The organism is Streptomyces sp. Ag109_O5-1, assembly GCF_003814875.1.
Lineage (GTDB): Bacteria > Actinomycetota > Actinomycetes > Streptomycetales > Streptomycetaceae > Streptomyces > Streptomyces sasae.
Window position 1 is genome coordinate 231,146 of sequence record NZ_RKQF01000001.1, and the last position, 20,553, is coordinate 251,698.

Consider the following 20,553-nt stretch of genomic DNA (forward strand, 5'->3'; position numbering starts at 1 on the left):
GCGCGGTCAGGCGCCGACGTACTGTGCGAGGTGCTCGGCGGTGAGGGTGGCGCGGGCGGCGACCAGGTCGGCCGGGGTGCCCTCGAAGACGATCCGGCCGCCGTCGTGGCCGGCGCCGGGGCCGAGGTCGATGATCCAGTCGGCGTGGGCCATGACCGCCTGGTGGTGCTCGACGACGATGACCGACTTGCCGGAGTCGACCAACCGGTCGAGCAGGCCGAGGAGTTGCTCGACGTCGGCGAGGTGCAGGCCCGCGGTCGGCTCGTCCAGGACGTAGACGCCGCCCTTGTCGGCCATGTGTGTGGCCAGCTTGAGGCGCTGGCGCTCGCCGCCGGACAGGGTGGTGAGCGGCTGGCCGATGGTGAGGTAGCCGAGGCCGACGTCGGCGAGCCGCTGGAGGATGCGGTGGGCGGCCGGGATGTGCGCCTCGCCCGCGGCGAAGAACTCCTCGGCCTCGGTCACCGGCATCGCCAGCACCTCGCTGATGTCGCGGCCGCCGAGGCGGTATTCGAGGACGGACGCCTGGAACCGCTTCCCGTCGCACTCCTCGCAGGTGGTGGCAACGCCGGCCATCATCGCCAGGTCGGTGTAGACGACGCCGGCGCCGTTGCAGGTGGGGCAGGCGCCCTCGGAGTTGGAGCTGAACAGGGCGGGCTTGACGCCGTTCTCCTTGGCGAAGGCCTTGCGGATCGGTTCGAGGAGTCCGGTGTACGTCGCCGGGTTGCTGCGCCGGGAGCCGCGGATGGCGCCCTGGTCGACGGAGATCACCCCCGAGCCCGTCGGGATGGAGCCGTGCACCAGGGAACTCTTGCCGGAGCCGGCGACGCCGGTGACGACGGTCAGTATCCCGAGGGGGATGTCGACGTCGACGCCCTGGAGGTTGTGGGTCGACGCGCCGCGGATCTCCAGGGCGCCGGTGGGCTTGCGGACGCTCTCCTTGAGGGAGGCCCGGTCGTCGAAGTGGCGGCCGGTGATGGTGCCGCCGGTCCGCAGGCCTTCGACGGTGCCCTCGAAGCAGACGGTGCCGCCGCCCGCGCCGGCGCCGGGGCCGAGGTCGACGACGTGGTCGGCGATCGCGATGACCTCCGGCTTGTGCTCCACCACGAGCACGGTGTTGCCCTTGTCGCGCAGCCGCAGCAGCAGGCCGTTCATGCGCTGGATGTCGTGGGGGTGGAGGCCGGTGGTGGGCTCGTCGAAGACGTAGGTGACGTCGGTGAGCGAGGAGCCGAGGTGGCGGATCATCTTGGTGCGCTGGGCCTCACCGCCGGAGAGGGTGCCGGCCGGACGGTCGAGGGAGAGATAGCCGAGGCCGATCTCCACGAACGAGTCGAGGGTGTGCGCGAGCGTGGTGAGGAGCGGTGCCACCGACGGCTCGTCGAGGCCCCTGACCCAGGCGGCCAGGTCGCTGATCTGCATCGCGCAGGCGTCGGCGATGCTGATCCCCTCGATCTTCGAGGAGCGGGCACCTTCGCTGAGTCGGGTGCCCTCGCAGTCGGGACAGGTGGTGAAGGTGACCGCCCGCTCCACGAACTCGCGGATGTGCGGCTGCATCGACTCCTTGTCCTTGGAGAGCATCGACTTCTGGATGCGCGGGATCAGACCTTCGTAGGTCATGTTGATGCCCGCGATCTTCATCCGGGTCGGCTCGCGGTGCAGGAAGTCCTGCAGTTCCTTCTTGGTGAACTTGCTGATCGGTTTGTCCGGGTCGAAGAAGCCGGACTCGATGTAGAGGCGGGAGTTCCAGCCGCCGCCCTTGTAGCCGGGGACGGTGATCGCGCCCTCGTTGAGGGACAGGGTCTCGTCGAAGAGCTGGGAGAGGTCGAGGTCGGTGACCGCGCCGCGGCCCTCGCAGCGTGGGCACATGCCGCCGGTGATGCTGAAGCTGCGGCGCTCCTTGACCTTCTGTCCGGCGCGTTCGACCGTGACGGCGCCCGCTCCGCTGATGGAGGCGATGTTGAAGGAGAACGCCTTGGGCGAGCCGATGTGCGGCTTGCCGAGGCGGCTGAAGAGGATCCGCAGCAGCGCGTTGGCGTCGGTCGCGGTGCCGACGGTGGAGCGGGGGTCGCCGCCCATCCGCTGCTGGTCGACGATGATCGCGGTGGTGAGGCCGTCGAGGACGTCGACCTCGGGGCGGGCCAGGTTCGGCATGAAGCCCTGGACGAAGGCGGGGTAGGTCTCGTTGATCAGCCGCTGGGACTCGGCGGCGATGGTGTCGAACACCAGGGAGCTCTTGCCTGAGCCGGAGACGCCGGTGAAGACGGTCAGCCGGCGCTTGGGGATCTCGATGCTGACGTCCTTGAGGTTGTTCTCGCGCGCGCCGTGCACGCGGATCAGGCCGTGGCTGTCGGCCACGTGCGGCTCGGGCGTCTGCGTCTCGGTCTTTCTCGCCATGCTCAAAACCCACTCCATCTGCTGCGCGAGGCCTCCGTCGATGGCGGCCACGCTAGCCGGGGAGCGACGCGAACGCTTCTCCATTCCTGACGGGGTCGTGTGCGGGCACGACGTGCCCGCCCGTCCGGGGGTGGTTAGGCTGGCACTGCCGGGAAAGGCGGTGCCATGGATGCCGAGTCGGGGATCAGGGCCGCGATCGAGGAGCATTGGCGGGCGTCGGAACGCGGGGACATCGCCGCCGAGCATGCCGTCTACGCCGCCGACGCGATCCTGGACTACCCGCAGTCGGGCGAGCGTTTCCGTGGCCGCGAGACGATCGCGGCACAACGCGGCGGGCACCCGGCCGACCGGCACTTCACCGTGCTGCGCATCACCGGCCACGCACAGGTCTGGGTGAGCGAGTGCGTCATCACGTACGACGGAGTGCCGTCGTACTCGGTGAGCGTCATGGAGTTCGCCGGTCGGCAGGTGGTGCACGAGACGCAGTACTTCGCCGGCCCCTTCGGAGCGCCCGCGTGGCGGGCCGCGCTCGCGGAGCCGATGCCGGGGCGGACCGTCGAAGAGGCCTGACCTGCTGGGTACCGACGACCGATGTACGGTCGGTGTAAGGCGTAGGTGCGGGCCTCCCAGCCGACATACGGGCCGGCGCCCCGCGCACGCCCGGGAGTGCCCATGGCGCAGCAAGCGAACATCGCCGCACAGACCGCTTTCGGTGACGCCGTCGTAACCGGGAACCTCGACGCGCTGGACGACATCATCGCGCCCGATTCCGTCGATCACGACCCCGCCCCGGGGCAGGCCCCCGGGCCCGCCGGGTACAAGGCCATGTTCAACGATCTTCGCGTGGCCTTCCCCGACCTGCAGGTCGAGGTGGAGCATCTGCTGGCGACCGACGACGAGTTGGCCTTCGCCTACCGGATCAGTGGGACGCATCTGGGGCCGCTGATGGGGCGGCCTGCGACCGGCCGGAAGGTGCGCTACCGGGGCATGCAGATCAGCCGCTTCGACAGTGACGGCAAGCTGGTCGAGCGCTGGGGCAGCAGCGACGAACTGGGCATGCTGCGTCAGCTGGGCCTGGCCGAGGCGTGACCCGTCCGGCGCCGGCTCAGCCGAACCACCGGGTGAGGGCCGTTTCGAGGGGGCTGCCGTCGGTCGTGGACCAGGCGACGTAACCGTCGGGCCTGACCAGCAGGGCCTCGGCGCCCGCCACGTCCTCGTCGGTTTTCGCCGCGACGTGCTCGACCCGGTCGGACCGGTGGCCCACGGACCGCTGCCTGCCGTCGAGCGAGAGCAGCAGGCCCCGGCCAGAGTGCATCAGCCCGCTCGCCAGGGTCGGGCCGGACTCGGTGGTCAGCTCCAGGTCGATCATCCGGGGGCCGACACCGGGGTACTGGGTGTCGAGGCCGGACATCACTCCCGAGAGGTAGCGGTTGGTGTCGGGCAGGCGCAGCAGTTCGGTCGTCAGGGTCCGGACCGCCGCGACCTCCTCGTCCTGGCCGGGATTCATGAGCACGGCCTGGGCCCGGGTGTGCTCCAGCACCCGTGCAGCGACCGGGTGCCGCTCGTCGTGGTAGGTGTCCAGCAGGCCGGCCGGTGCCCAGCCGCGTACCTCTGCGGCCAGCTTCCAGCCCAGGTTGACCGCGTCCTGGATGCCCAGGTTCACGCCCTGGCCGCCGATCGGCGCGTGGATGTGCGCCGCGTCCCCGGCGAAGAACACCCGCCCCTCGCGGTAGCGCTCGACCTGTCGGACGGCGTCACTGAACCGGGATGCCGCGCACAGCTCGCCCAGTTCGGTCTCGCGGCCGTACACGGCGTGCAGCACCTCGCGCACCTCTTCCGCGGTGACGGGTGCCTCGCGGTCCGGCCCGTCGCCGGAGAGCCTGCCGAAGATGAGCCGGTACCGGTCGCCGTCGAGGGGGTGCAGGATGCTGAAGTAGCCGCCGGCGGTCCGGGGGTACTGGCTGAAGTGCCCGCGGGTCTCGATCACCGAGATCGCGGAGGCGGCAGAGATCTCCCGGCGGACCCTCTTCGCGTACTTCCCCACCAAGGAGGACCTCGTCCTGCACCGGTTCGCCGACCACGAGAGCGAAGCGGCCCGTATCGTGCGCGCCCGCGCGGCGGGTCAGCAGCCGCTGGACGCGCTGCGGGAGGCGATGCTGGACGCGTTGGCGCGACGGGACCCGAACACCGGCCTGAACGACACTCCCGAGATCGTCGCCTTCATGAGGATGGTCTTCGGTACGGAGAGCCTGGCGGCGCGCCTGACGCGATACACCGCACGCGGGATCGAGGCGCTGGACGAGGCGTTGCGGGAGACCGGCGTCGATCCGCTGACCGCACACCTGGCGGCGGCCCAGGTGATCGTCGTGCAGCGGCAGCTGGCCGTCATGAACTACGAGGCGCTGGCGGACGGCGGGTCCGCCGACGACCGCTACCCGGAGGCCGTCCGAGCGGCCCGCCAGGCGTTCGACCTCCTCGACGGCGGCCTGGGGGTCCAGCTCAAGAACGCTTGACCACCTTGCGCGAGTGCTTCGCGAAGGCGCCTTGCGGGAGGGGTGTCACCGGCGGTTCCAGCTCCCGTCGTCGGCCAGGGCCTCGCAGTCGTCCGAGCGCGCCGGGGTGATGCCCGACGGGTGCACCTGGTCGAGGGCGGCGTCGGGTACCCGGCGGTGGCCGCGGAGGTCTGCCGGTATTGGCTCGCTCCCCGGGCCGAAGCCCAGGGATTCTGGCCTCCTCGTCCGCTGCTGCGCCGCTACGCGGCGCGGGGGTCGGGGGAGAATCCGTGGCTTCCCGCTTCGCCGCGCTGCGCCGGAACGGGTCCTGGTCTTACCCGCGCTCCACAGGCTGCGACCGCCCGTCCGGCGGCCGTTGTCACGTTCTTCGCGGCATTGTGGTCCCGGTCATGGACCGCGCCGCACGCGGAACAGGTCCACTCCCGGATGTGGAGTCCAGCATGCCGATGAACTGTGCCCAGCCCGCATCATGCACGCTCTTGGCCAGCCTGGTGCGCGCCAGTCCTGTGACCGCCAGGTCCTCCACTCCGATCGCTTGGTTCTCGCGGATCAGCTTCGTGGGGAGCTGGTGATGGAACTCTCGGCGTGCGTCCGCCACGTGTGCGTGGGCGACCTTCAGCCGGGCTTTGCCGCGGTTTTCGGCAAGGCCCTGCTGGCGGCCCTGCCCGAGGACGAGGTCAGGGGGATCCTGCGACGGGCTGGGACACCGGCCGTGACCTCGCACACCATCGACGACCCGGAGGAACTGGTGCGCCACCTCAGGGAGATCGCGCGCCGCGGCTACGCGATCGACGACGAGGAGAACGAACTGGCCACCCGGTGCATCGGGGCGACCGTGTACGACTACCGCAACACCCCGATCGGCGGCATCAGCATCTCGTCGATGGCCTTCGAACTGGACGAGCAGCGCGTCCGGGTCCTCGCACCGCTCGTCGTCGGCGCGGCCCGTGAGATCTCCCAGGCCCTCGGCCACCGCTGACGCCAGGCACGGCAGGGCAGGCCAGGGCACGGCAGAGGTCGGGTACAGCCTGCCCCGCCATGCCCGGCTACGAAAATTTTGCGTTCTCGCGGGACGCCCATGAACCGGCCCCCACCTGCCCGGAGTCCGCTATGTCGGACCGTGCGGCCGACCGGTAACTGTGAGTTCACCCGGCCCGTCTTCCTCGGCAGTCTACGCGCGTGGTGTCATGCCCACGCTCACCCACCCCCCACGTGAGCGTCAACTCGACTAGGAGTCACGCATGCTGTCGAAGCTTCTCGGTCGCGCGGGAGTCGCCCTCGCGGCCAGTGCGGCCGTGGTCGCCACCGCGGTCCCCGCGAACGCCGCGAGCTACACCGCCTTCGCCTTCTCGCTCAGCAGCAGCGAGCCCACGATCTACGACTTCATCAACTCGGCCACCAGCTCCCTCGACATGACCATGTACGAGCTGGAGGACACCACGGCCGTCAACGACCTCATAGCCCTGGAGAACAAGGGCGTCACCGTGCGGGTCGTCCTGGACCGCCAGCACAAGAGCGCCAACGACTCCGCCTACACCTCCCTCACGAACGCGGGTGTCGGCGTGGTGTGGTCCTCGTCCAGCTTCGTCTACACGCACCAGAAGACGATCACGGTGGACGCCACCAAGTCGCTTGTCCTGACCGGCAACCTGACCTCGCAGTACTACTCGACGGGCCGGGACTACGGCGTGTTCACCGACGACACCAGGGACGTCGCCGCGATCGAGAAGGTCTTCAACGCCGACTACGCCGGCACCTCGGTCACCCCCACCGACGGCGACCACCTGCTCTGGTCCCCCACCGACTCGCGCAGCCGTCTGCTGTCCGTGATCAACGCCGCGACCACGACGCTCGACGTCGAGGAGCTGGAGTTCAGCGACAGCACGGTGGTCGACGCCATCGCGGCCAGAGCCGAGGCCGGGGTGAAGGTCCGGATGGTCCTGGAGACGCCGGGCGACTACTCCAGCGAGGTCTCCGAGATCGAGGACGCCGGCGGCACGGTGGTCGGCTACTCCGACTCCAACGGCTTCTACATCCACGCCAAGGCCATGGTCGCCGACTACGGCCTGTCCACCCAGGAGGTGGAGGCGGGCTCCATGAACATCAGCAGCAACTCGCTGTCCAACAACCGTGAGCTGGGCATCATCCTCACCGGCACCGGGGTGGCGCAGTCGGTGGCCACGACCATCGAGACCACGTTCAACAGCGACTACGCGGGTGGTACCGCCGCGTAGTGGACTCCCGCCCCTGACGGGGACGGCCGGCCGCGACCACGGTGCCTTCGGCCGCAGGGTCCGCGGCCGGCCGCTCCCGCGACACCCCTCGGGAGCCGGCACGGGCGGCCGCAGCGGCCCGCTGGCCGCGCACCACGGGCCCGAACCCGGCGACATGCCAGTACCGGACCGCCCCCTTTGGCTACCGGGTAGCCGGCAGTCACCCCTGGCCCCCCGGACGAGTACCGGAAGTGAGACCGCGCCGGAGTGGCCGGGCACCATCCGCACCGCCCCCGGCCGCCCGCCCGGCCTCCGCCCGACTGCCGACCTGACCCCCGGCTGCCCGGCCGACCTCCGTCCAACTGCCGGCCCGACCCCCCGGCCTCCGCCCGACCGCCCGGCCTCCGTCCAACTGCCCACCCGGGGCGCCCGCCCGGCCTCGGCCCGACCGCCCGGACTCCGTCCAACTCCCCACCCAGCCGCCCCGCCAGCGCCCACCGGCCCGCCGGCCCGAGGCCACCTTCCAGCGCGTCGCGGCCGGGGCCGAGGCCCGGGGCCTGCCGCCCGCCTGACGGCCGCACGCCTTCTGGAACCGACGCCGTGTGGTGACGAGCCTGGTCAGCGCACCGGCGGTGACGCGATCGCGCCGACGACAGGGGGCAACGATCCCCGCGTCGAGTGTCGCGGTCGAAGCCCGCGGCCGAATCCCGTGATCACCATGTCTCACCTGGCGATCTATGCTTCATGGAGCAGGAAGGTCGCCAGACCGTCGAAGGAGAGGGTGCCCGTGTCCGGCGCGACGCTCCCTGTCCGGCATCCACACCGTGTCCGTCTCTCCCGAGGAAACCCCGTTGAACTTCTGGTCGATCTATGAGCATGGCTTCGCGCGTGTCGCCGCGTGCACGGGCCACACCGTCATCGCCGACCCGCGCGCCAACGCCGAGGCGGTCCTGCGCCAGGCCCTCCGCTGCGCCGAGGACGGGGTCGCGGTGGCCGTCTTCCCCGAGCTCGGCCTGACCGGTTACTCGATCGAGGACCTGCTGCTCCAGGACGTCGTGCTCGACCAGGTCGAGGAGGCGATCGCAACGGTGGCCGCCGGTTCGGCCGGGCTGCTGCCGGTCCTCGTCGTCGGCGCCCCGCTGCGCCATCGCAACCGGATCTACAACTGCGCGGTGTTCGTGCACCGCGGCCGGATCCTCGGTGTCGCGCCCAAGTCGTACCCGCCGAACTACCGGGAGTTCTACGAGCGGCGCCAGATCGCGTCGGGCGACGACGAGCGGGGTGGCACCATCCGGATCGGCGGCGAGAACGTGCCGTTCGGGGTCGACCTGCTGTTCGAGGCGGAGGACGTCCCGGGTCTCGTGCTGCACGCCGAGATCTGCGAGGACATGTGGGTGCCGGTGCCGCCGAGCGCGGAGGCCGCGCTGGCCGGGGCGACCGTGCTGGTCAACCTCTCTGGCAGCCCGATCACGGTCGGCCGGGCCGAGGACCGGAAGCTGCTGTGCCGTTCGGCGTCCCAGCGCTGCCTCGCCGCGTACGTGTACGCCGCGGCCGGTCTGGGCGAGTCGTCCACGGACCTGTCCTGGGACGGCCAGACCATGATCTACGAGAACGGCGCGCTGCTGGCCGAGACGGACCGGTTCCCGCTGGACGACCAGTACGCGGCGGCCGACGTGGATCTGGACCTGCTGCGGCAGGAGCGGGCCCGGATGGGCTCCTTCGACGACAACCGCCGTACGCACGCGTCCCGGACCGGCGACTTCCGGACCGTACCCTTCCGGCTCGACCCGCCGAACACCGATCTGGGCCTGCGCCGCCGGGTCGAACGCTTTCCGTTCGTACCCGCCGACGCCGAGCGGCTCGCCCTGGACTGCTACGAGGCGTACAACATCCAGGTCGCCGCGCTCCAGCAGCGGCTCTCGGCGATCGGTGGCCCGAAGGTGGTCATCGGAGTGTCCGGCGGCCTCGACTCCACGCACGCGCTGATCGTCGCGGCGCGTGCGATGGACCGGATGGGCCGCCCGCGCACCGACATCCTGGCCTTCACCCTGCCGGGCTTCGCCACCGGCGAGCACACCAAGGGCAACGCCCACCGGCTGATGAGCTCGCTCGGTGTGACCGCGGCCGAACTGGACATCACGCCGACGGCGCGGCTGATGCTGAAGGAGATGGGCCACCCGTTCGCGGCCGACGAGCCGGTGTACGACATCACCTTCGAGAACGTCCAGGCCGGGCTGCGCACGGACTACCTGTTCCGCCTCGCCAACCAGCGCGGCGGCATCGTGCTCGGCACCGGTGACCTGTCGGAGCTGGCGCTCGGCTGGTGCACCTACGGCGTCGGCGACCAGATGAGCCACTACAACGTGAACTCCGGTGTGCCGAAGACGCTGATCCAGCATCTGATCCGCTGGGTCATCAGCAGCGAGCAGTTCGACGCGGAGACCGGCAAGACCCTTGCCGCGATCCTGGACACGGAGATCAGCCCGGAACTCGTGCCCGGCGAGGAGCTCCAGTCCACCGAGTCCAAGATCGGGCCGTACGCACTGCACGACTTCACCCTCTACCAGGTGCTGCGGCACGGGTTCCGGCCGTCGAAGATCGCCTTCCTGGCCTGGCACGCCTGGCACGACCGTGAGGCGGGCGCCTGGCCGCCCGGCTTCCCCGAGTCCGACCGGAAGGCATACGACCTGGCGGAGATCCGGCACTGGCTGGAGTACTTCTGCCGCCGCTTCTTCGCCTTCGCCCAGTTCAAGCGCTCGGCCATGCCCAACGGCCCGAAGGTCTCGGCCGGCGGCTCCCTCTCCCCGCGCGGCGACTGGCGCGCCCCGTCCGACAGCTCGGCGAAGGCCTGGCTACACGACCTGGCCCGCGTCCCGGAGGCGTAGGAGAAGGCGGACCGGTCAGGCGGAGGGCTGCCGACAGCCCTCCAGATGGGCGACGGCACACGCGGTGGCGGTCCCGATGGCGGTGTTGATCGCGAAGTCGTCCGCGCCGGGCCGGGACCTGGTGAAGACGGCCGCCAGGTACTGCCGGTCGTCCGGGCAGGTGATGACGCCGATCTCATTGCGCACCACGCCCACGAGGCTCCCGCTCTTGGCGGCCACGCGCGCGGGCGGCCGGAATCCGGTGGCGATCCGGTGCTTGGTCAACTGCCGTGCCATGACGGCGCGTACCCGGGCGCAGGCGGCGGCCGGGCCCGCCTGTCCGCTCCAGAGCGCGCCGAGCAGCGTGACCATGTCCCGCGGTGTGGTGCGGGTGTCCTTCTCCGGGTCGAGAGCGCGCGTGGTGGGAAGGGCCTCGTCGACCCGCGCCGATTCGTCCGGCGAGGCGTCGGCGGACCAGGAGAGCAGGTCCAGCCAGCCGGTGTGTCCGAGGTCCTGGCCCATCGAGTCCAGCATGTCCATCAGGTCGGACTGGATCACCGTGTCGTGCAACCCGAGCCGCCGGGCCGTCGCGTTCAGGGCGTCCGTGCCGAGGCGGCGTATCAGGGCGTCCGTGCAGGGGTTGTCGCTGATCGTCAGCATGAGGACGACCATGTCCCGCCAGGACATGGTCACATCGTCCTCGAACAGGGAGAGGCCGACCGGTCCGGGCGTCCGGTCCGCGCCCCCGAGGGCCACGCGCTCACGAGGATCCAGGCTCCCGTCGGCGAAGCGCGTCTCCGCCTCCAACGCGACCAGCACCTTGTTGACTTCTTCCCCCTCCTGAAGGAGGGGGATTCCTACGGCTCGCGCCGTGGGGTTTTCTGCTTCACAGCCGACTGCCCGCCCGGAGTACTCCGTTGAGGTCTCACACCAGCTCCACAGACAGACGCCGTCAGCCCGACGGCCAGAATGTTCTTCGCCGCGTTCACGTCCCGGTCGTGGATCGTCCCGCAGTCGCACGTCCACTCACGGACGTGCAGCGGCATCTTGTCCTGCAAGGTGCCGCAGACGGAGCACAGCTTGGAGGACGGGAACCATCGGTCGATCGCGATCACTTCGCGGCCGTACCACTGAGCCTTGTACTCCAGCATGCTCCGGAAATCCGACCAGGCCGCGTCGCTGATGGCGCGGGCCAGGCTGCCGTTCTTCACCATGTTCCGAACGGCGAGGTCCTCGATCACGATCGTTTGGTTTTCACGAACGAGACGAGTGGTGAGTTTGTGCAGGTGGTCGCGCCTGCGGTCGGTGATGCGGGCGTAGACCCTGGCCACCGTCCGGCGCGCCTTGGCCCGGTTCGCTCCGTCACCCCTGGCCTTGCGGGCAAGCCGGCGCTGCGCCTTGGCAAGGCGGGCTCGGTCGCGCCGCTCGTGCCGGGGGTTGGAGACCTTCTCCCCGGTGGAGAGGGTCAGCAGGTGGCCGAGGCCGACGTCGACACCGACGGCCGCGTCTGCGGGTGCAAGCGGCTGGACGGACGGGTCCTCACACAGCAGGGACACGTACCAGCGTCCGGCCGCGTCCTGCGACACCGTCACGGTGGACGGCGACGCCCCCTCGGGCAGTGGACGGGACCACACGATGTCGAGCGGCTCCGCCGTCTTCGCCAGGGTCAGCCTGCCGTCCCGGAACCGGAACGCGCTGGTGGTGTACTCCGCCGACTTCCGCGACTTCTTCCGCGACTTGAAACGCGGGTACTTCGCCCGCTTGCCGAAGAAGTTCGCGAACGCCGTCTGGAGGTGCCGCAGGGCCTGCTGGAGCGGGACGGCGGAGACCTCGTTGAGGTACGCGAGTTCCTCGGTCTTCTTCCAGGCCGTCAGCATCGCCGACGTCTGGTTGTAGTTCACCCGCTCCTGCCTCGTCCACGCTTCCGTGCGCGCCGCAAGGGCCAGGTTGTAGACCTTCCGCACACATCCGAACGTGCGCGACAGCTCGGCTGCCTGCGCGTCAGTCGGATAGAAGCGGTACTTGAACGCCCGCTTCACGTGAGTGGTCATGGCTCACAAATTATCACGTCAGCTTGTGACCATCTGCCGGTTCGTGGGAACGGACGCCGGTCCGCCCTGGCGGCGAACCGGCTTTCTCTGCCCTGCTCCGCAGGAGCTTCGTTTCCTCCCCGGCCTGAAGGCCGGGGTATCCACGAAGGAAGGCCCCGATGACCGAGGCCGGGACCACGAGTTCGTCGGCACGCAGCCCGAACTCGGCGCCGTCCGCCGCCGATCGGACCAGCATCGCGCCTTCACAGCCCGCCCGTTCGAAGATCTCCTGGATCTCGTCGTCGACCATGACGGAGATCGTGCCAGCGGTACGACGCGGTGAACAGGACGGCGGCTTCCCTCACCTGAGGTCCCCGGCCGTCAGCCGTCAGCCCCCAGTCCTCAGTCCTCAGTCCTCAGTCGTCGCTCGGCCGGAGGATCAGGCAGGTGGTGGTGGCGTGGGCGATCAGCTTTCCGTTCTCGTCCAGAACCCTTCCCTCGGCCGTGGCGGTGCTGCGGCCGACGTGGATGACGTTCCCCTCAGCCGTGAGCGTCTGGCCTCCCGTGCGGGCGGCGCGGATGTAGTTGACCTTGAGTTCGAGAGTCGTGTAGCCGACGCCGGCCGGGAGGGTCGTGTGCACGGCGCAGCCCATGACGGAGTCCAGAAGGGTGGCCCCGATGCCGCCGTGGACGGTGCCCAGGGGGTTGGCGAAGTCGGGCCGGGTGTCGAGTGAGATGACCATGCGCCCGTGCTCCACTTCGTCGAAGCGCATGCCGAGCAGTCGGCCGATCGAGGGGGGTGCGGTGTCCGTCTGCCGCGCGGTCTGTATCCAGCGCATCAGTTCGAGGCCGGACAGGGCGCTGAGGTCGGTGGTGGACACGGGGTGGCTCCTTGCTGTGCTGGTACTGGTCGACCTGTGGGTGGGTCGTCACTCGTCGCGGAAGGTGTGCAGAAGCAGCTCGCGGATCTCGGCGGCGGCCGCGTCGAGCGGAGCGGTGCTCTGTTCGGCCCGGCACATGATCACGGCGCCTTCGAGGGCCGCGATGACGAAGGAGGCCAGCCGGGTGCTCCGGGCCGGTGCCAGGCCGTGGCGGACGAGCAGCTCGGCCAGCGCCTCCCGCCAGCACGCGAACACCGCCGCGGCGGAGCGGGCGAGCTGGGGTGCCTCGTCGTTGGTCTCCACGGCGACCGCGACGACCGGACAGCCGACCCGGAAGCCGCTGTCCACGAGCCGGCCCCGCCACAGCACGAAGAACGAGTCGACCGCCTCCAGCGGGTCCGGCAGCTCCCCGGCGGCTTCGATCATCTCCGCGATGTAGTCCCCGGACAGCGTCACCGCCTCGTCGATCAGCTGTGCGCGTCCCCCGGGAAAGTGGTGGTAGACGGAGCCGCGCGGCGCACCGCTGTGGGCGAGGACCCGGTCGATGCTGGTGGCGCCGGCACCGTACTCACGGAGCAGGTCCACGGCACCGCGAACCATGCGCTCCCGGCTGTCACTCCTGCGTGGGCTCACCGCGCCACCGCCTCCCGCCGGACCGCCTCCGGACCACCTTCCCGACACCTACGTTTCGGTAACTTATGCTGTATGCCATAGAACATGCAAGAGGGATGCCCCCTCGGCCCGAGTGCAAGGGCGCACGCTCGGGTGACACGCGGTCCACGACGCGCGATGCGTTCGCGGTCCGTCAGGGGCGGGACTCTTGTCTTGCGGGCACGGGCGCGGCAGCGGCGCGGAGACCCCAGGGCAGCAGGACGGCGCTGGCGAGGCAGAGGACGCCTGCCACGGCGAGGGCGGCCCGCACTCCGGTCCACTCGGCCAGGAGGCCTCCGGCGAGCATGAACACCGGCTGCACCGCCCTCGAGCTCACCGACCAGGCCGTCACGACCCGGGCCATGACGTGGTCGGGCGTGGCGGCCATCCGGTAGGCGACGAAGGACGGGTTGAACACCCCGGCCGCGCACAGCAGCCCCGTGTCGATGGCGACGAGCACGGCCAGGCCGGTGAGCCCGGAGGGCACCAGGGGCAGCAGAAGCAGCCATGGTGTCCGCAGGACCCCGAACAGGAGCAGGACACGTTCCGCGCCCAGCCGGCGGGTGAGCGGCACGGTCAGGCGCGAGCCGACGATGCCGCCGAGACAGGGCAGTCCCAGTGCCAGGCCGTACTGCCACGGGGTGAAGTGCAGCTCGCGCAGCATCAGCACGGTCATCAGCGGAGACGTCATCATCACCGCCCCGCCGAACAGCATCGAGTTGAAGAAGAGGGGACGGAGACCGCGGTGACCGAGGAGGTACCGCCAGCCCTCCGCCAGACTCCCCCGGCGTGTGGCGGCCTCGGCACCGGCCGGAGACTCCGGGCGGACCGGGGGCGGCGGCTCGGGGGTGCGCAGGCGGCGGACGCCCAGGGCGGAGAGCAGGAAGGAGACCGCGTCCACGGCCAGCGTCACCGTCGTTCCCACGGTCCCGATCAGCAGCCCGCCGACCGGCGGGCCCGCGCTCTGGCTCACCCAGTCCGTGGTCTCGAAGCGGGCCGCGGCCCGGACCCGGTCCTCCGCCGCCACGAGCCCCTTCAGATGCGCGGTGCTCGCCGCGGAGAACACGATGACTCCCGCCGCCTGCACCACACCCACGACGCACAACTGCGCGAACGACAGCACGCCCAGGGCGGCCGCCACCGGCACGCTGCCCAGGGCCACGCAACGCACCAGGTCCGCGGCGACCATCACCGGGCGCTTGCGGCGGAACTCGACCCGGCTGCCGAGAGGCAGGGTGAGCGCGGCACCGGCGACCGCCGACAGCGCGGCGAGCAGCGAGACCTGGAACGCCGTGGCGTGCAGCGCCATCACCGCCACCAGCGCCAGCGCGCCCGAGCTGACGGCCGTCCCCGCCGCGCTCACCGCATACGCGCGCCACAGTCGAGCGAAATCCCGTCGGACGGAGTTGAGTTGAACGGCAGCAGTGATCACAGCGGGCGATCCTATGGACCTCCGCCACGACGCCGAACCAAATCCGGCCAACCGGCAACCCGCTCACGATCCCGGCCGTGCGGTGCGGGCCCCACCCTGACGGGCGAACCACCACCCGACACCCGGAAGGAGCCTCATGGCGAGGCAAACATCCTGGTCGGGGGCTTTGCGACGGTACGACGGGCAGAGCCTTCGGTGTGCGACCGGTTGCGGTGCCCCGCGCCGCTTCCCACGGTGGGCCCAAGGACAGCAGTTCTCGAAAGGAAACCCATGCGCGCCCCAGCCTCCCGCGGCCTTCTCGTCTCCCCCCTGGTCTGTGCCGCCCTGGTCCTCGGACCGGCCGCCGCCACCGCTACCGCCGCCGACGCCGGCCGGGAGGCGTCGGGACTCCGTGCCACGCAGACGGCCGTGCCGCCCGGCACCGACATCGCCACGCTCCTGAAACGCGTCCACGCGACGGACACGACACGGTACGGCCACGCCCTGGCCCCGCTCCTGGACACGCTGCCCAACCTCGCCGGGGAACACGGCACCCGTCTCGACCCGGCCCGGGCCGCCGCCTACGCACAGGCGGTACGGAAATGGCGCAGCACCCTGCAGGAGCGGCTGAGGCACCTGGACTCCGGCTCCGCCGACCGCGCGCACCGGACCCTGCCCCGCGCGGCCGACCCCGTGGACGACCTGGTGAACGCGATCGAGTCAGCGGTCGACAGCCTGCTCAGCTCCCTGCTCTCGCTCGACCTCGACGGAGTGCTGAGCGCCGCCACCGGGCTGCTCGCCCCGGTCCTCGACACGACCACCGGCCTGCTCGGCGACGCCGTGCCCGCACTGCCGCCGCTGCCCGCACTGCCGCCGCTGCCCGCACTGCCGCCGCTGCCCGCCACGGACGCCCCGACGGTGACGACGACCGTCACTCCGTGAGGAGTTGAGAGAGGCGGTTGCGGCCGCCGGCAGGTCGGCGCGTCAGTGCCCGCTCCATCCCGGGACCGTCTGCAGGACCTGTTCGGCGACCCGCAACAGCGCCGTGTCGTCGGGAGGCACATCGTCCTGCCGCCAGACGGCGACCTCGAACGAGCCGTCGCCGTCGTCCTTGCGGTGCTTCGAGACCAGGACGCAGCGCGCGGTGCCGCCGGGGCCCGTGTGCGCCTTCCCGCCGCCGAGGTTGAACTTGATGGAGATGGTCGGGCTGGAGTAGACGACGGCGGGGTGCCCGAGGACCGTCGTCCTACGCGCGTCGCCCATCAGCTCGCCCGTCTCGGCGACCGATATGTCGTCGTACGACGCCGACAGCTTCACGGTGTACGTCTCCAGCGACACGGTCGCCTCGGGCGCGGCGATCTTCGTGCCCCCGGTGAGGGTGATCCACTCCCCGCTGCCGTTCGCGCTCTCGATCTCCTCCTTCGGCGTCCCCAGGAGGGCCGGGAGGTCCGAGCGGTTCAGGGCCGTACACAACCGGGCGCCGGACACATAACGCGCCGGCAGGTGGTTCTCCGAGTTCGAGCACTCCGCCGGTCGACCGCTCGCGTCCTTGTGGGCGGCGAACTTGTGCTGGGCCCACAGCCCGCCCATGACACCCACGACCAGCACCAGCGCCGCGATCGCCTGAAGAACCGGTCTGCCGCGGTCTTCGGACGCGCTGGAACCTTCGGTCATATGCCCCACCCCCGCTGTGCATCCCCTGTGCGCGCGTGGAGCCTAGCTGATGTTGACGTGAACGGCACAAGCGGCACAGCACCCGAGGTGGCTGCGGATTCCTCCGGGAGTGTTTGATGGCGACAGCACGCAGCACGCCGGAGGAGGCAGACGTGGACGCGGTGGGCGACGGGCGGGCCGTCGAGGCGGACGGGAGCGCCCTGGTGGTGCGGCGCGCACCCCGGGACCGGGCCCGTGGGGCGGTGCTCGTCCTGCACGGCGGGCAGGAGAAGGGCCGGCAGGCCGCCCGCCCGTGGCAGCCGGCGGCGCTGCGCATGCGCCCCTTCCTGGGCGTCGCCGCGTCGGTCTCCTCGCCCCGTGAGGTGCTGATCGGACATGTCCGGTACCGCTACCGGGGCTGGAACGAGGGCGCCGACCCGCTCCAGGACACCTTGCGCGCCCTGGACGAACTGCGCGTGCTGGCCGGGGACGTGCCCGTGGTGCTGATCGGGCACTCGATGGGCGGGCGGGCGGCGCTGCGCGCGGCGGGCGACCCCTCGGTGCGCGGAGTGCTCGCCCTGGCACCCTGGTGCCCGCCGGGCGATCCCGTGGTCGACCTCGCCGGGACCAGGATCCTCGTCCTGCACGGCGACCGGGACCGGGTGACCGAGCCCGCCGAGTCGGCCGCGTACGTACGGCAGGCCCGCGGCGCCGGCGCGGAGGCCGGGATGGTGCTGCTCAGGGGCAGCGACCACGCGATGCTCCGCCGGAGCCGGGACTGGCATCGCGCCTCCGCCGCCGCGATCAGGCGGTTGCTGCACCCCGAGCGTGACCTCGACGGCTGGACGGCCGAAGCCTGCGGGACGCAGGAGCCACTTCTGCGCTGAGACCCACGCTGATAAGGTGCCTCGCCCCCACGCGAGTTCGGCCCGGAGGACTGCTGATGCCGATCATGAAGCCGGTCAAGATTGTCATATACCTGACAGTCACCTTCCTGGTGCTGGCTCTCGTCGGCACCGCCCCGACGACCGCCGGATCGCGGTCCCCCGCGCCGGCACCGGTCGCCGCGGCCAGCGGCACCTGGCAGCCGCCGCTGTCCACCCGGGGCCGCTACATCGTCGACGCCGACGGGAACCGCTTCCGCCTGAAGGCCGCCAACTGGGACGGCGCGCAAGGCTCGTGGACCGGCAGCGGCAGCATCACCGACCCCGCCGAACACCACGCCGGCCAGGACTCCTACGGCATCCCCCTCGGCCTGGACCGCGCCACCCTCTCCCAACTCCGCGCGGACTTCCACGCGTTGGGCATCAACAGCATCCGGCTGCCGTTCTCCAACGAGATGATCCACACGACGACTCCGGTGCCGGACGCTGCCGTCGCGGCCAATCCCCAGTTGCGCGGGAAGACACCCCTGGAGGTCTACGACGCCGTCGTGGCCGCCCTCACCGGAGACGGGTTCGCCGTCATCCTCAACAACCACACCAACACCTCCCGTTGGTGCTGCGCCATCGACGGCAACGAGCGCTGGAACACCAGCCAGTCCACCGGGCAGTGGGCCGACGACTGGGTCTTCATGGCCCGACGGTACGCCGCGAACCCCCGTGTCGTCGGCGCCGACCTATACAACGAGGTACGCCGGAACGTCCTGGACGACCCCAACTGGGGCCTGGGCGACGACCACGACTGGTACGCGGCCGCCCAGCTCGCCGGCGACCGCATCCTCACCGAGGCGAACCCGAACCTCCTCATCGTCATCGAGGGCATCAACTGGACGGGGCTGCCGGTCGACGGACTCCCGCACGGCCGCCCCGTACTCACCCCCGTCCGCACCCTCTCCAACACCCTCGTCGACGCCCACAAGCTGGTCTACTCGGCCCACTTCTACGGCTACACCGGCCCCCACCACAGCGGTGCCACCGGCATCGGCGAGACCAGCGACCCCCGCTACCAGGACCTGAGCCGCGACCAGCTGTACCAGGCCCTCGCCGACGAGGCGTTCTTCGTCACGACCGAGGGCAAGCACTACACCGCGCCGGTATGGGTCAGCGAGTTCGGCATCGGCGCGAACGAGACGGGCACCGCCGCCCGCACCTGGTTCGGCAACGTCACCGACTACTTCGCCGACCACGACACCGACTTCGCCTACTGGCCGCTGGTGGGCTGGGAGGGCCACGACGACTGGGCACTGCTGCGCTACGACACCTCCGGGCAACGGTACGGCCTCCTCGACGGGGGAGACTGGCGGGCCACCGCGTGGAACCACCTCATGGACACCCCCGGCCGCACCGGGTACGTCGAGCCCGGGACGACCTGGCGCATGCTGTCCACGGACCACGGCGACCAGGTCGAGTCCCTGCGCGTCAGGGCGGGCGGCGACTGGGACTCGGGCGCCTACAAGGCGGCCTGCCCGGACGGGCTGCGGCTGATCGGTCTCGCGCACTCCGGCGGACGCGGCCTGTGCACCGACGCGACGGCGGGCGACCCGCGCGCCACGGGCAGCACCCAGACGGTCGTCACGGACGAGCGGTACGTCCCGGCGGGCGGTGACTGGGCGTCCGGCTACACCAAGTTCCAGTGCCCGGCGGGCCAGTTCGTCATCGGGTACAGCCGGCGCGGTGAGCGGGTGTCGGCGGCGTTGTGCGCGCCGGCCGGCCGGACGCTGGGGACCGGTGGCCGGACCCTGTGGTTCGACCGGTCCGACAACCGCCCCGCCGACGGCGCGGGCGACGACTACGCGTCCGGTGCCTACAAAGGCCAGTGCAACGCCGACGAGTACCTCGCCGGGGTCGCCTTCACGACCCGCGTGGGCAGTACGCCCGGCCCGGCCGCCGTGCTGTGTGTCCCGCTCCAGCCCTGACCATCATCTGACCATCACCTGACCACCGCCCTGGCACCGGCCGCGGTGACCCCACTCCGCCCGGTCGGCCCACTCCGCCCGGTCCGCCCGGGACCGGGACGGCGGACGGGCGTTCAGGACACCCCGGCCAGGTCGTCGTACTGCTGGGGTGCGCCGGGGCCGTCGGCGGTGGCCGCGAGGATGGAGTACTGCAGTCGGCGCAGCCGCGCCGAGGGTTCCAGTCCGAGCTCTCTGACGAGGAGGGTGCGCAACTGCTGGTAGACGTGGAGGGCCTCGCCGCGCCGGCCCGAGCGGTGGAGGGCCAGCATGAACTGCGCGTGCAGGTTCTCGTGGGAGCGGTAACGGCTGGTGAGGACGGTGAGTTCGGCGAGCAGTTCTCGGTGCCGGCCGAGCCGCAGGTCGGCCTCGATGCGCTGGTCCAGGGCGCACAGCCGGCTCTCCTCCAGGCGCCGTGCCTCCATGGCCAGGTGGGCGCCGGTGTGCACGTCGACGAAGGGGGTGGCGGTCCACAGGTCCAGCGCCTGGCGCAGGGTGCGGGACGCGCAGGCGAAGTTCTCGTCCTCCATGGCGCGGTAGCCCAGTTCGGAGAGCCGCTCGAACTCGCGGATGTCGCTGGTGCCGCCCCCGGAGGCGAGCAGGTAGCCGCCCGGCAGGGTCGTCAGGACGTCCTTCGCGTTCCTGGCTTCCGGGTCCTCCGCGTTCCCGGCTTCCGGGTGCTCGCGGCCGGCGCCCTCGCGCAGTGCCGTCGCGATGAGCTCTCTGAGCTGGAGCACATAGGTCTGCAGGGTGGTGCGGGCGCTGCGCGGCGGGGTGCCCGCCCAGAGTTCCTCGATGAGGGTCGGGACGGGCACCACCTGGTCGGCGCGCAGTGCCAGCAGGGCCAGCAGCTGCCGGGGCTTCGGCGCGGTCGGGGCGATGGAGACCCCGCTCTCCCTCACATCCAGTGCACCCAGCAGGCCGATGTCCACACGCGTCTCCCTGGTCCTCTTTCCTGACACGACGCCAGTAGAAAACAGCACGACCGGTCTGTCAACAGACCGACTGCCGGACCGTTCCCAACGAGCCGCCGGAGAACGGCCGCACGACTCC

At 71.0% G+C, this 20,553-nt stretch carries 19 protein-coding genes and 1 pseudogene; 9 read left to right on the forward strand and 11 right to left on the reverse strand.

Annotated features, from left to right (window positions below; translation table 11 throughout):
• Positions 1–6 precede the first annotated feature (6 nt).
• Positions 7–2,391, reverse strand: coding sequence for an excinuclease ABC subunit UvrA (locus EDD90_RS01020; protein WP_123971271.1), 2,385 nt, complete (start codon positions 2,389–2,391; stop codon positions 7–9).
• A 165-nt stretch (positions 2,392–2,556) separates the two neighbouring features.
• Here EDD90_RS01020 and EDD90_RS01025 point away from each other — a divergent pair, with 165 nt between their 5' ends.
• Together EDD90_RS01025 and EDD90_RS01030 are read left to right on the forward strand one after the other, a co-directional pair.
• On the forward strand, positions 2,557–2,961 hold the full coding sequence (locus tag EDD90_RS01025; protein WP_123971272.1) for a nuclear transport factor 2 family protein: 405 nt from the start codon (positions 2,557–2,559) through the stop codon (positions 2,959–2,961).
• Between the two features lie 102 nt (positions 2,962–3,063).
• Complete coding sequence (locus EDD90_RS01030; RefSeq protein ID WP_123971273.1) at positions 3,064–3,480, forward strand: ester cyclase; 417 nt, start codon at positions 3,064–3,066, stop codon at positions 3,478–3,480.
• Positions 3,481–3,496: 16 nt separating this feature from the next.
• On the opposite strand, the gene EDD90_RS01035 is transcribed toward EDD90_RS01030, so the two are convergent.
• Positions 3,497–4,435: an FAD-dependent monooxygenase gene (locus EDD90_RS01035; RefSeq protein ID WP_311737193.1), complete on the reverse strand. Its 939-nt coding sequence runs from the start codon at positions 4,433–4,435 to the stop codon at positions 3,497–3,499.
• Between EDD90_RS01035 and EDD90_RS01040 the strand changes: the two genes are divergently transcribed.
• Positions 4,401–4,904 carry a TetR family transcriptional regulator gene (locus EDD90_RS01040; RefSeq protein WP_311737267.1) on the forward strand — a complete coding sequence of 168 codons (504 nt, stop codon included), beginning with the start codon at positions 4,401–4,403 and terminating at the stop codon, positions 4,902–4,904. The genes EDD90_RS01035 and EDD90_RS01040 overlap by 35 nt on opposite strands.
• Positions 4,905–5,143: 239 nt before the next feature.
• Here EDD90_RS01040 and EDD90_RS01045 read toward each other — a convergent pair.
• Positions 5,144–5,562: pseudogene (locus tag EDD90_RS01045) on the reverse strand (transposase); the annotation flags it as partial.
• Here EDD90_RS01045 and EDD90_RS01050 point away from each other — a divergent pair.
• The 3 genes from EDD90_RS01050 (at position 5,476) to EDD90_RS01060 (ending at position 10,002) form a co-directional block, all read left to right on the forward strand.
• The gene (locus EDD90_RS01050; protein WP_123971276.1) at positions 5,476–5,883 is read left to right on the forward strand and encodes an IclR family transcriptional regulator; all 408 of its coding nucleotides are present in this window, start codon (positions 5,476–5,478) and stop codon (positions 5,881–5,883) included. The pseudogene EDD90_RS01045 and the gene EDD90_RS01050 overlap by 87 nt on opposite strands.
• 262 nt (positions 5,884–6,145) lie before the next feature.
• Positions 6,146–7,138, forward strand: a complete 993-nt coding sequence (locus EDD90_RS01055) for a phospholipase D-like domain-containing protein (protein WP_123971277.1) — start codon at positions 6,146–6,148, stop codon at positions 7,136–7,138.
• Between the two features lie 830 nt (positions 7,139–7,968).
• Positions 7,969–10,002: an NAD(+) synthase gene (locus tag EDD90_RS01060; protein WP_123980748.1), complete on the forward strand. Its 2,034-nt coding sequence runs from the start codon at positions 7,969–7,971 to the stop codon at positions 10,000–10,002.
• Between the two features lie 15 nt (positions 10,003–10,017).
• On the opposite strand, the gene EDD90_RS01065 is transcribed toward EDD90_RS01060, so the two are convergent.
• From EDD90_RS01065 to EDD90_RS01090, 6 genes are all read right to left on the reverse strand, one after another.
• Positions 10,018–10,800 (reverse strand): serine hydrolase, encoded by a 783-nt coding sequence (locus EDD90_RS01065; RefSeq protein ID WP_185148844.1) that lies wholly within the window; start codon positions 10,798–10,800, stop codon positions 10,018–10,020.
• Positions 10,801–10,838: 38 nt separating this feature from the next.
• Positions 10,839–12,032, reverse strand: coding sequence for an RNA-guided endonuclease TnpB family protein (locus EDD90_RS01070; protein ID WP_123971279.1), 1,194 nt, complete (start codon positions 12,030–12,032; stop codon positions 10,839–10,841).
• 13 nt (positions 12,033–12,045) lie between these two features.
• Positions 12,046–12,321 carry a hypothetical protein gene (locus tag EDD90_RS01075; protein WP_123971280.1) on the reverse strand — a complete coding sequence of 92 codons (276 nt, stop codon included), beginning with the start codon at positions 12,319–12,321 and terminating at the stop codon, positions 12,046–12,048.
• Positions 12,322–12,427: 106 nt separating this feature from the next.
• Positions 12,428–12,892, reverse strand: coding sequence for a PaaI family thioesterase (locus tag EDD90_RS01080; RefSeq protein WP_123971281.1), 465 nt, complete (start codon positions 12,890–12,892; stop codon positions 12,428–12,430).
• A gap of 48 nt (positions 12,893–12,940) precedes the next feature.
• Positions 12,941–13,492 carry a TetR/AcrR family transcriptional regulator gene (locus EDD90_RS01085; protein WP_123971282.1) on the reverse strand — a complete coding sequence of 184 codons (552 nt, stop codon included), beginning with the start codon at positions 13,490–13,492 and terminating at the stop codon, positions 12,941–12,943.
• Positions 13,493–13,697: 205 nt separating this feature from the next.
• Positions 13,698–14,975, reverse strand: coding sequence for an MFS transporter (locus EDD90_RS01090; RefSeq protein ID WP_260327479.1), 1,278 nt, complete (start codon positions 14,973–14,975; stop codon positions 13,698–13,700).
• A 270-nt stretch (positions 14,976–15,245) separates the two neighbouring features.
• Here EDD90_RS01090 and EDD90_RS01100 point away from each other — a divergent pair, with 270 nt between their 5' ends.
• Entirely contained in the window at positions 15,246–15,896 is a 651-nt protein-coding gene (locus tag EDD90_RS01100; RefSeq protein ID WP_185148846.1) for a hypothetical protein, read from the forward strand.
• Positions 15,897–15,938: 42 nt separating this feature from the next.
• Here EDD90_RS01100 and EDD90_RS01105 read toward each other — a convergent pair whose 3' ends face one another.
• Positions 15,939–16,628 carry a DUF6215 domain-containing protein gene (locus EDD90_RS01105; RefSeq protein ID WP_123971285.1) on the reverse strand — a complete coding sequence of 230 codons (690 nt, stop codon included), beginning with the start codon at positions 16,626–16,628 and terminating at the stop codon, positions 15,939–15,941.
• A gap of 116 nt (positions 16,629–16,744) precedes the next feature.
• Between EDD90_RS01105 and EDD90_RS01110 the strand changes: the two genes are divergently transcribed.
• Together EDD90_RS01110 and EDD90_RS01115 are read left to right on the forward strand one after the other, a co-directional pair.
• A complete protein-coding gene (locus tag EDD90_RS01110; protein WP_123971286.1) occupies positions 16,745–17,494 on the forward strand; it encodes an alpha/beta fold hydrolase in 750 nt (249 codons plus the stop codon).
• Positions 17,495–17,550: 56 nt separating this feature from the next.
• Positions 17,551–19,464, forward strand: a complete 1,914-nt coding sequence (locus EDD90_RS01115; RefSeq protein WP_398923773.1) for a glycoside hydrolase family 5 protein — start codon at positions 17,551–17,553, stop codon at positions 19,462–19,464.
• 113 nt (positions 19,465–19,577) lie between these two features.
• Here the strand turns inward: EDD90_RS01115 and EDD90_RS01120 are convergent, their stop codons facing one another.
• Complete coding sequence (locus tag EDD90_RS01120; protein ID WP_123971287.1) at positions 19,578–20,432, reverse strand: AfsR/SARP family transcriptional regulator; 855 nt, start codon at positions 20,430–20,432, stop codon at positions 19,578–19,580.
• Positions 20,433–20,553: the final 121 nt, after the last annotated feature.

What these genes read in the sequence shown, in the direction of transcription:
- EDD90_RS01020 (WP_123971271.1), bottom strand. Translation starts at nt 2,391, where the DNA reads ATGGCGAGAAAGACCGAGACGCAGACGCCCGAGCCGCACGTGGCCGAC.
- EDD90_RS01025 (WP_123971272.1), top strand. Translation starts at nt 2,557, where the DNA reads ATGGATGCCGAGTCGGGGATCAGGGCCGCGATCGAGGAGCATTGGCGG.
- EDD90_RS01030 (WP_123971273.1), top strand. Translation starts at nt 3,064, where the DNA reads ATGGCGCAGCAAGCGAACATCGCCGCACAGACCGCTTTCGGTGACGCC.
- EDD90_RS01050 (WP_123971276.1), top strand. Translation starts at nt 5,476, where the DNA reads ATGGAACTCTCGGCGTGCGTCCGCCACGTGTGCGTGGGCGACCTTCAG.
- EDD90_RS01055 (WP_123971277.1), top strand. Translation starts at nt 6,146, where the DNA reads ATGCTGTCGAAGCTTCTCGGTCGCGCGGGAGTCGCCCTCGCGGCCAGT.
- EDD90_RS01070 (WP_123971279.1), bottom strand. Translation starts at nt 12,032, where the DNA reads ATGACCACTCACGTGAAGCGGGCGTTCAAGTACCGCTTCTATCCGACT.
- EDD90_RS01075 (WP_123971280.1), bottom strand. Translation starts at nt 12,321, where the DNA reads ATGGTCGACGACGAGATCCAGGAGATCTTCGAACGGGCGGGCTGTGAA.
- EDD90_RS01085 (WP_123971282.1), bottom strand. Translation starts at nt 13,492, where the DNA reads ATGGTTCGCGGTGCCGTGGACCTGCTCCGTGAGTACGGTGCCGGCGCC.
- EDD90_RS01100 (WP_185148846.1), top strand. Translation starts at nt 15,246, where the DNA reads ATGCGCGCCCCAGCCTCCCGCGGCCTTCTCGTCTCCCCCCTGGTCTGT.
- EDD90_RS01105 (WP_123971285.1), bottom strand. Translation starts at nt 16,628, where the DNA reads ATGACCGAAGGTTCCAGCGCGTCCGAAGACCGCGGCAGACCGGTTCTT.
- EDD90_RS01110 (WP_123971286.1), top strand. Translation starts at nt 16,745, where the DNA reads ATGGCGACAGCACGCAGCACGCCGGAGGAGGCAGACGTGGACGCGGTG.
- EDD90_RS01115 (WP_398923773.1), top strand. Translation starts at nt 17,551, where the DNA reads ATGCCGATCATGAAGCCGGTCAAGATTGTCATATACCTGACAGTCACC.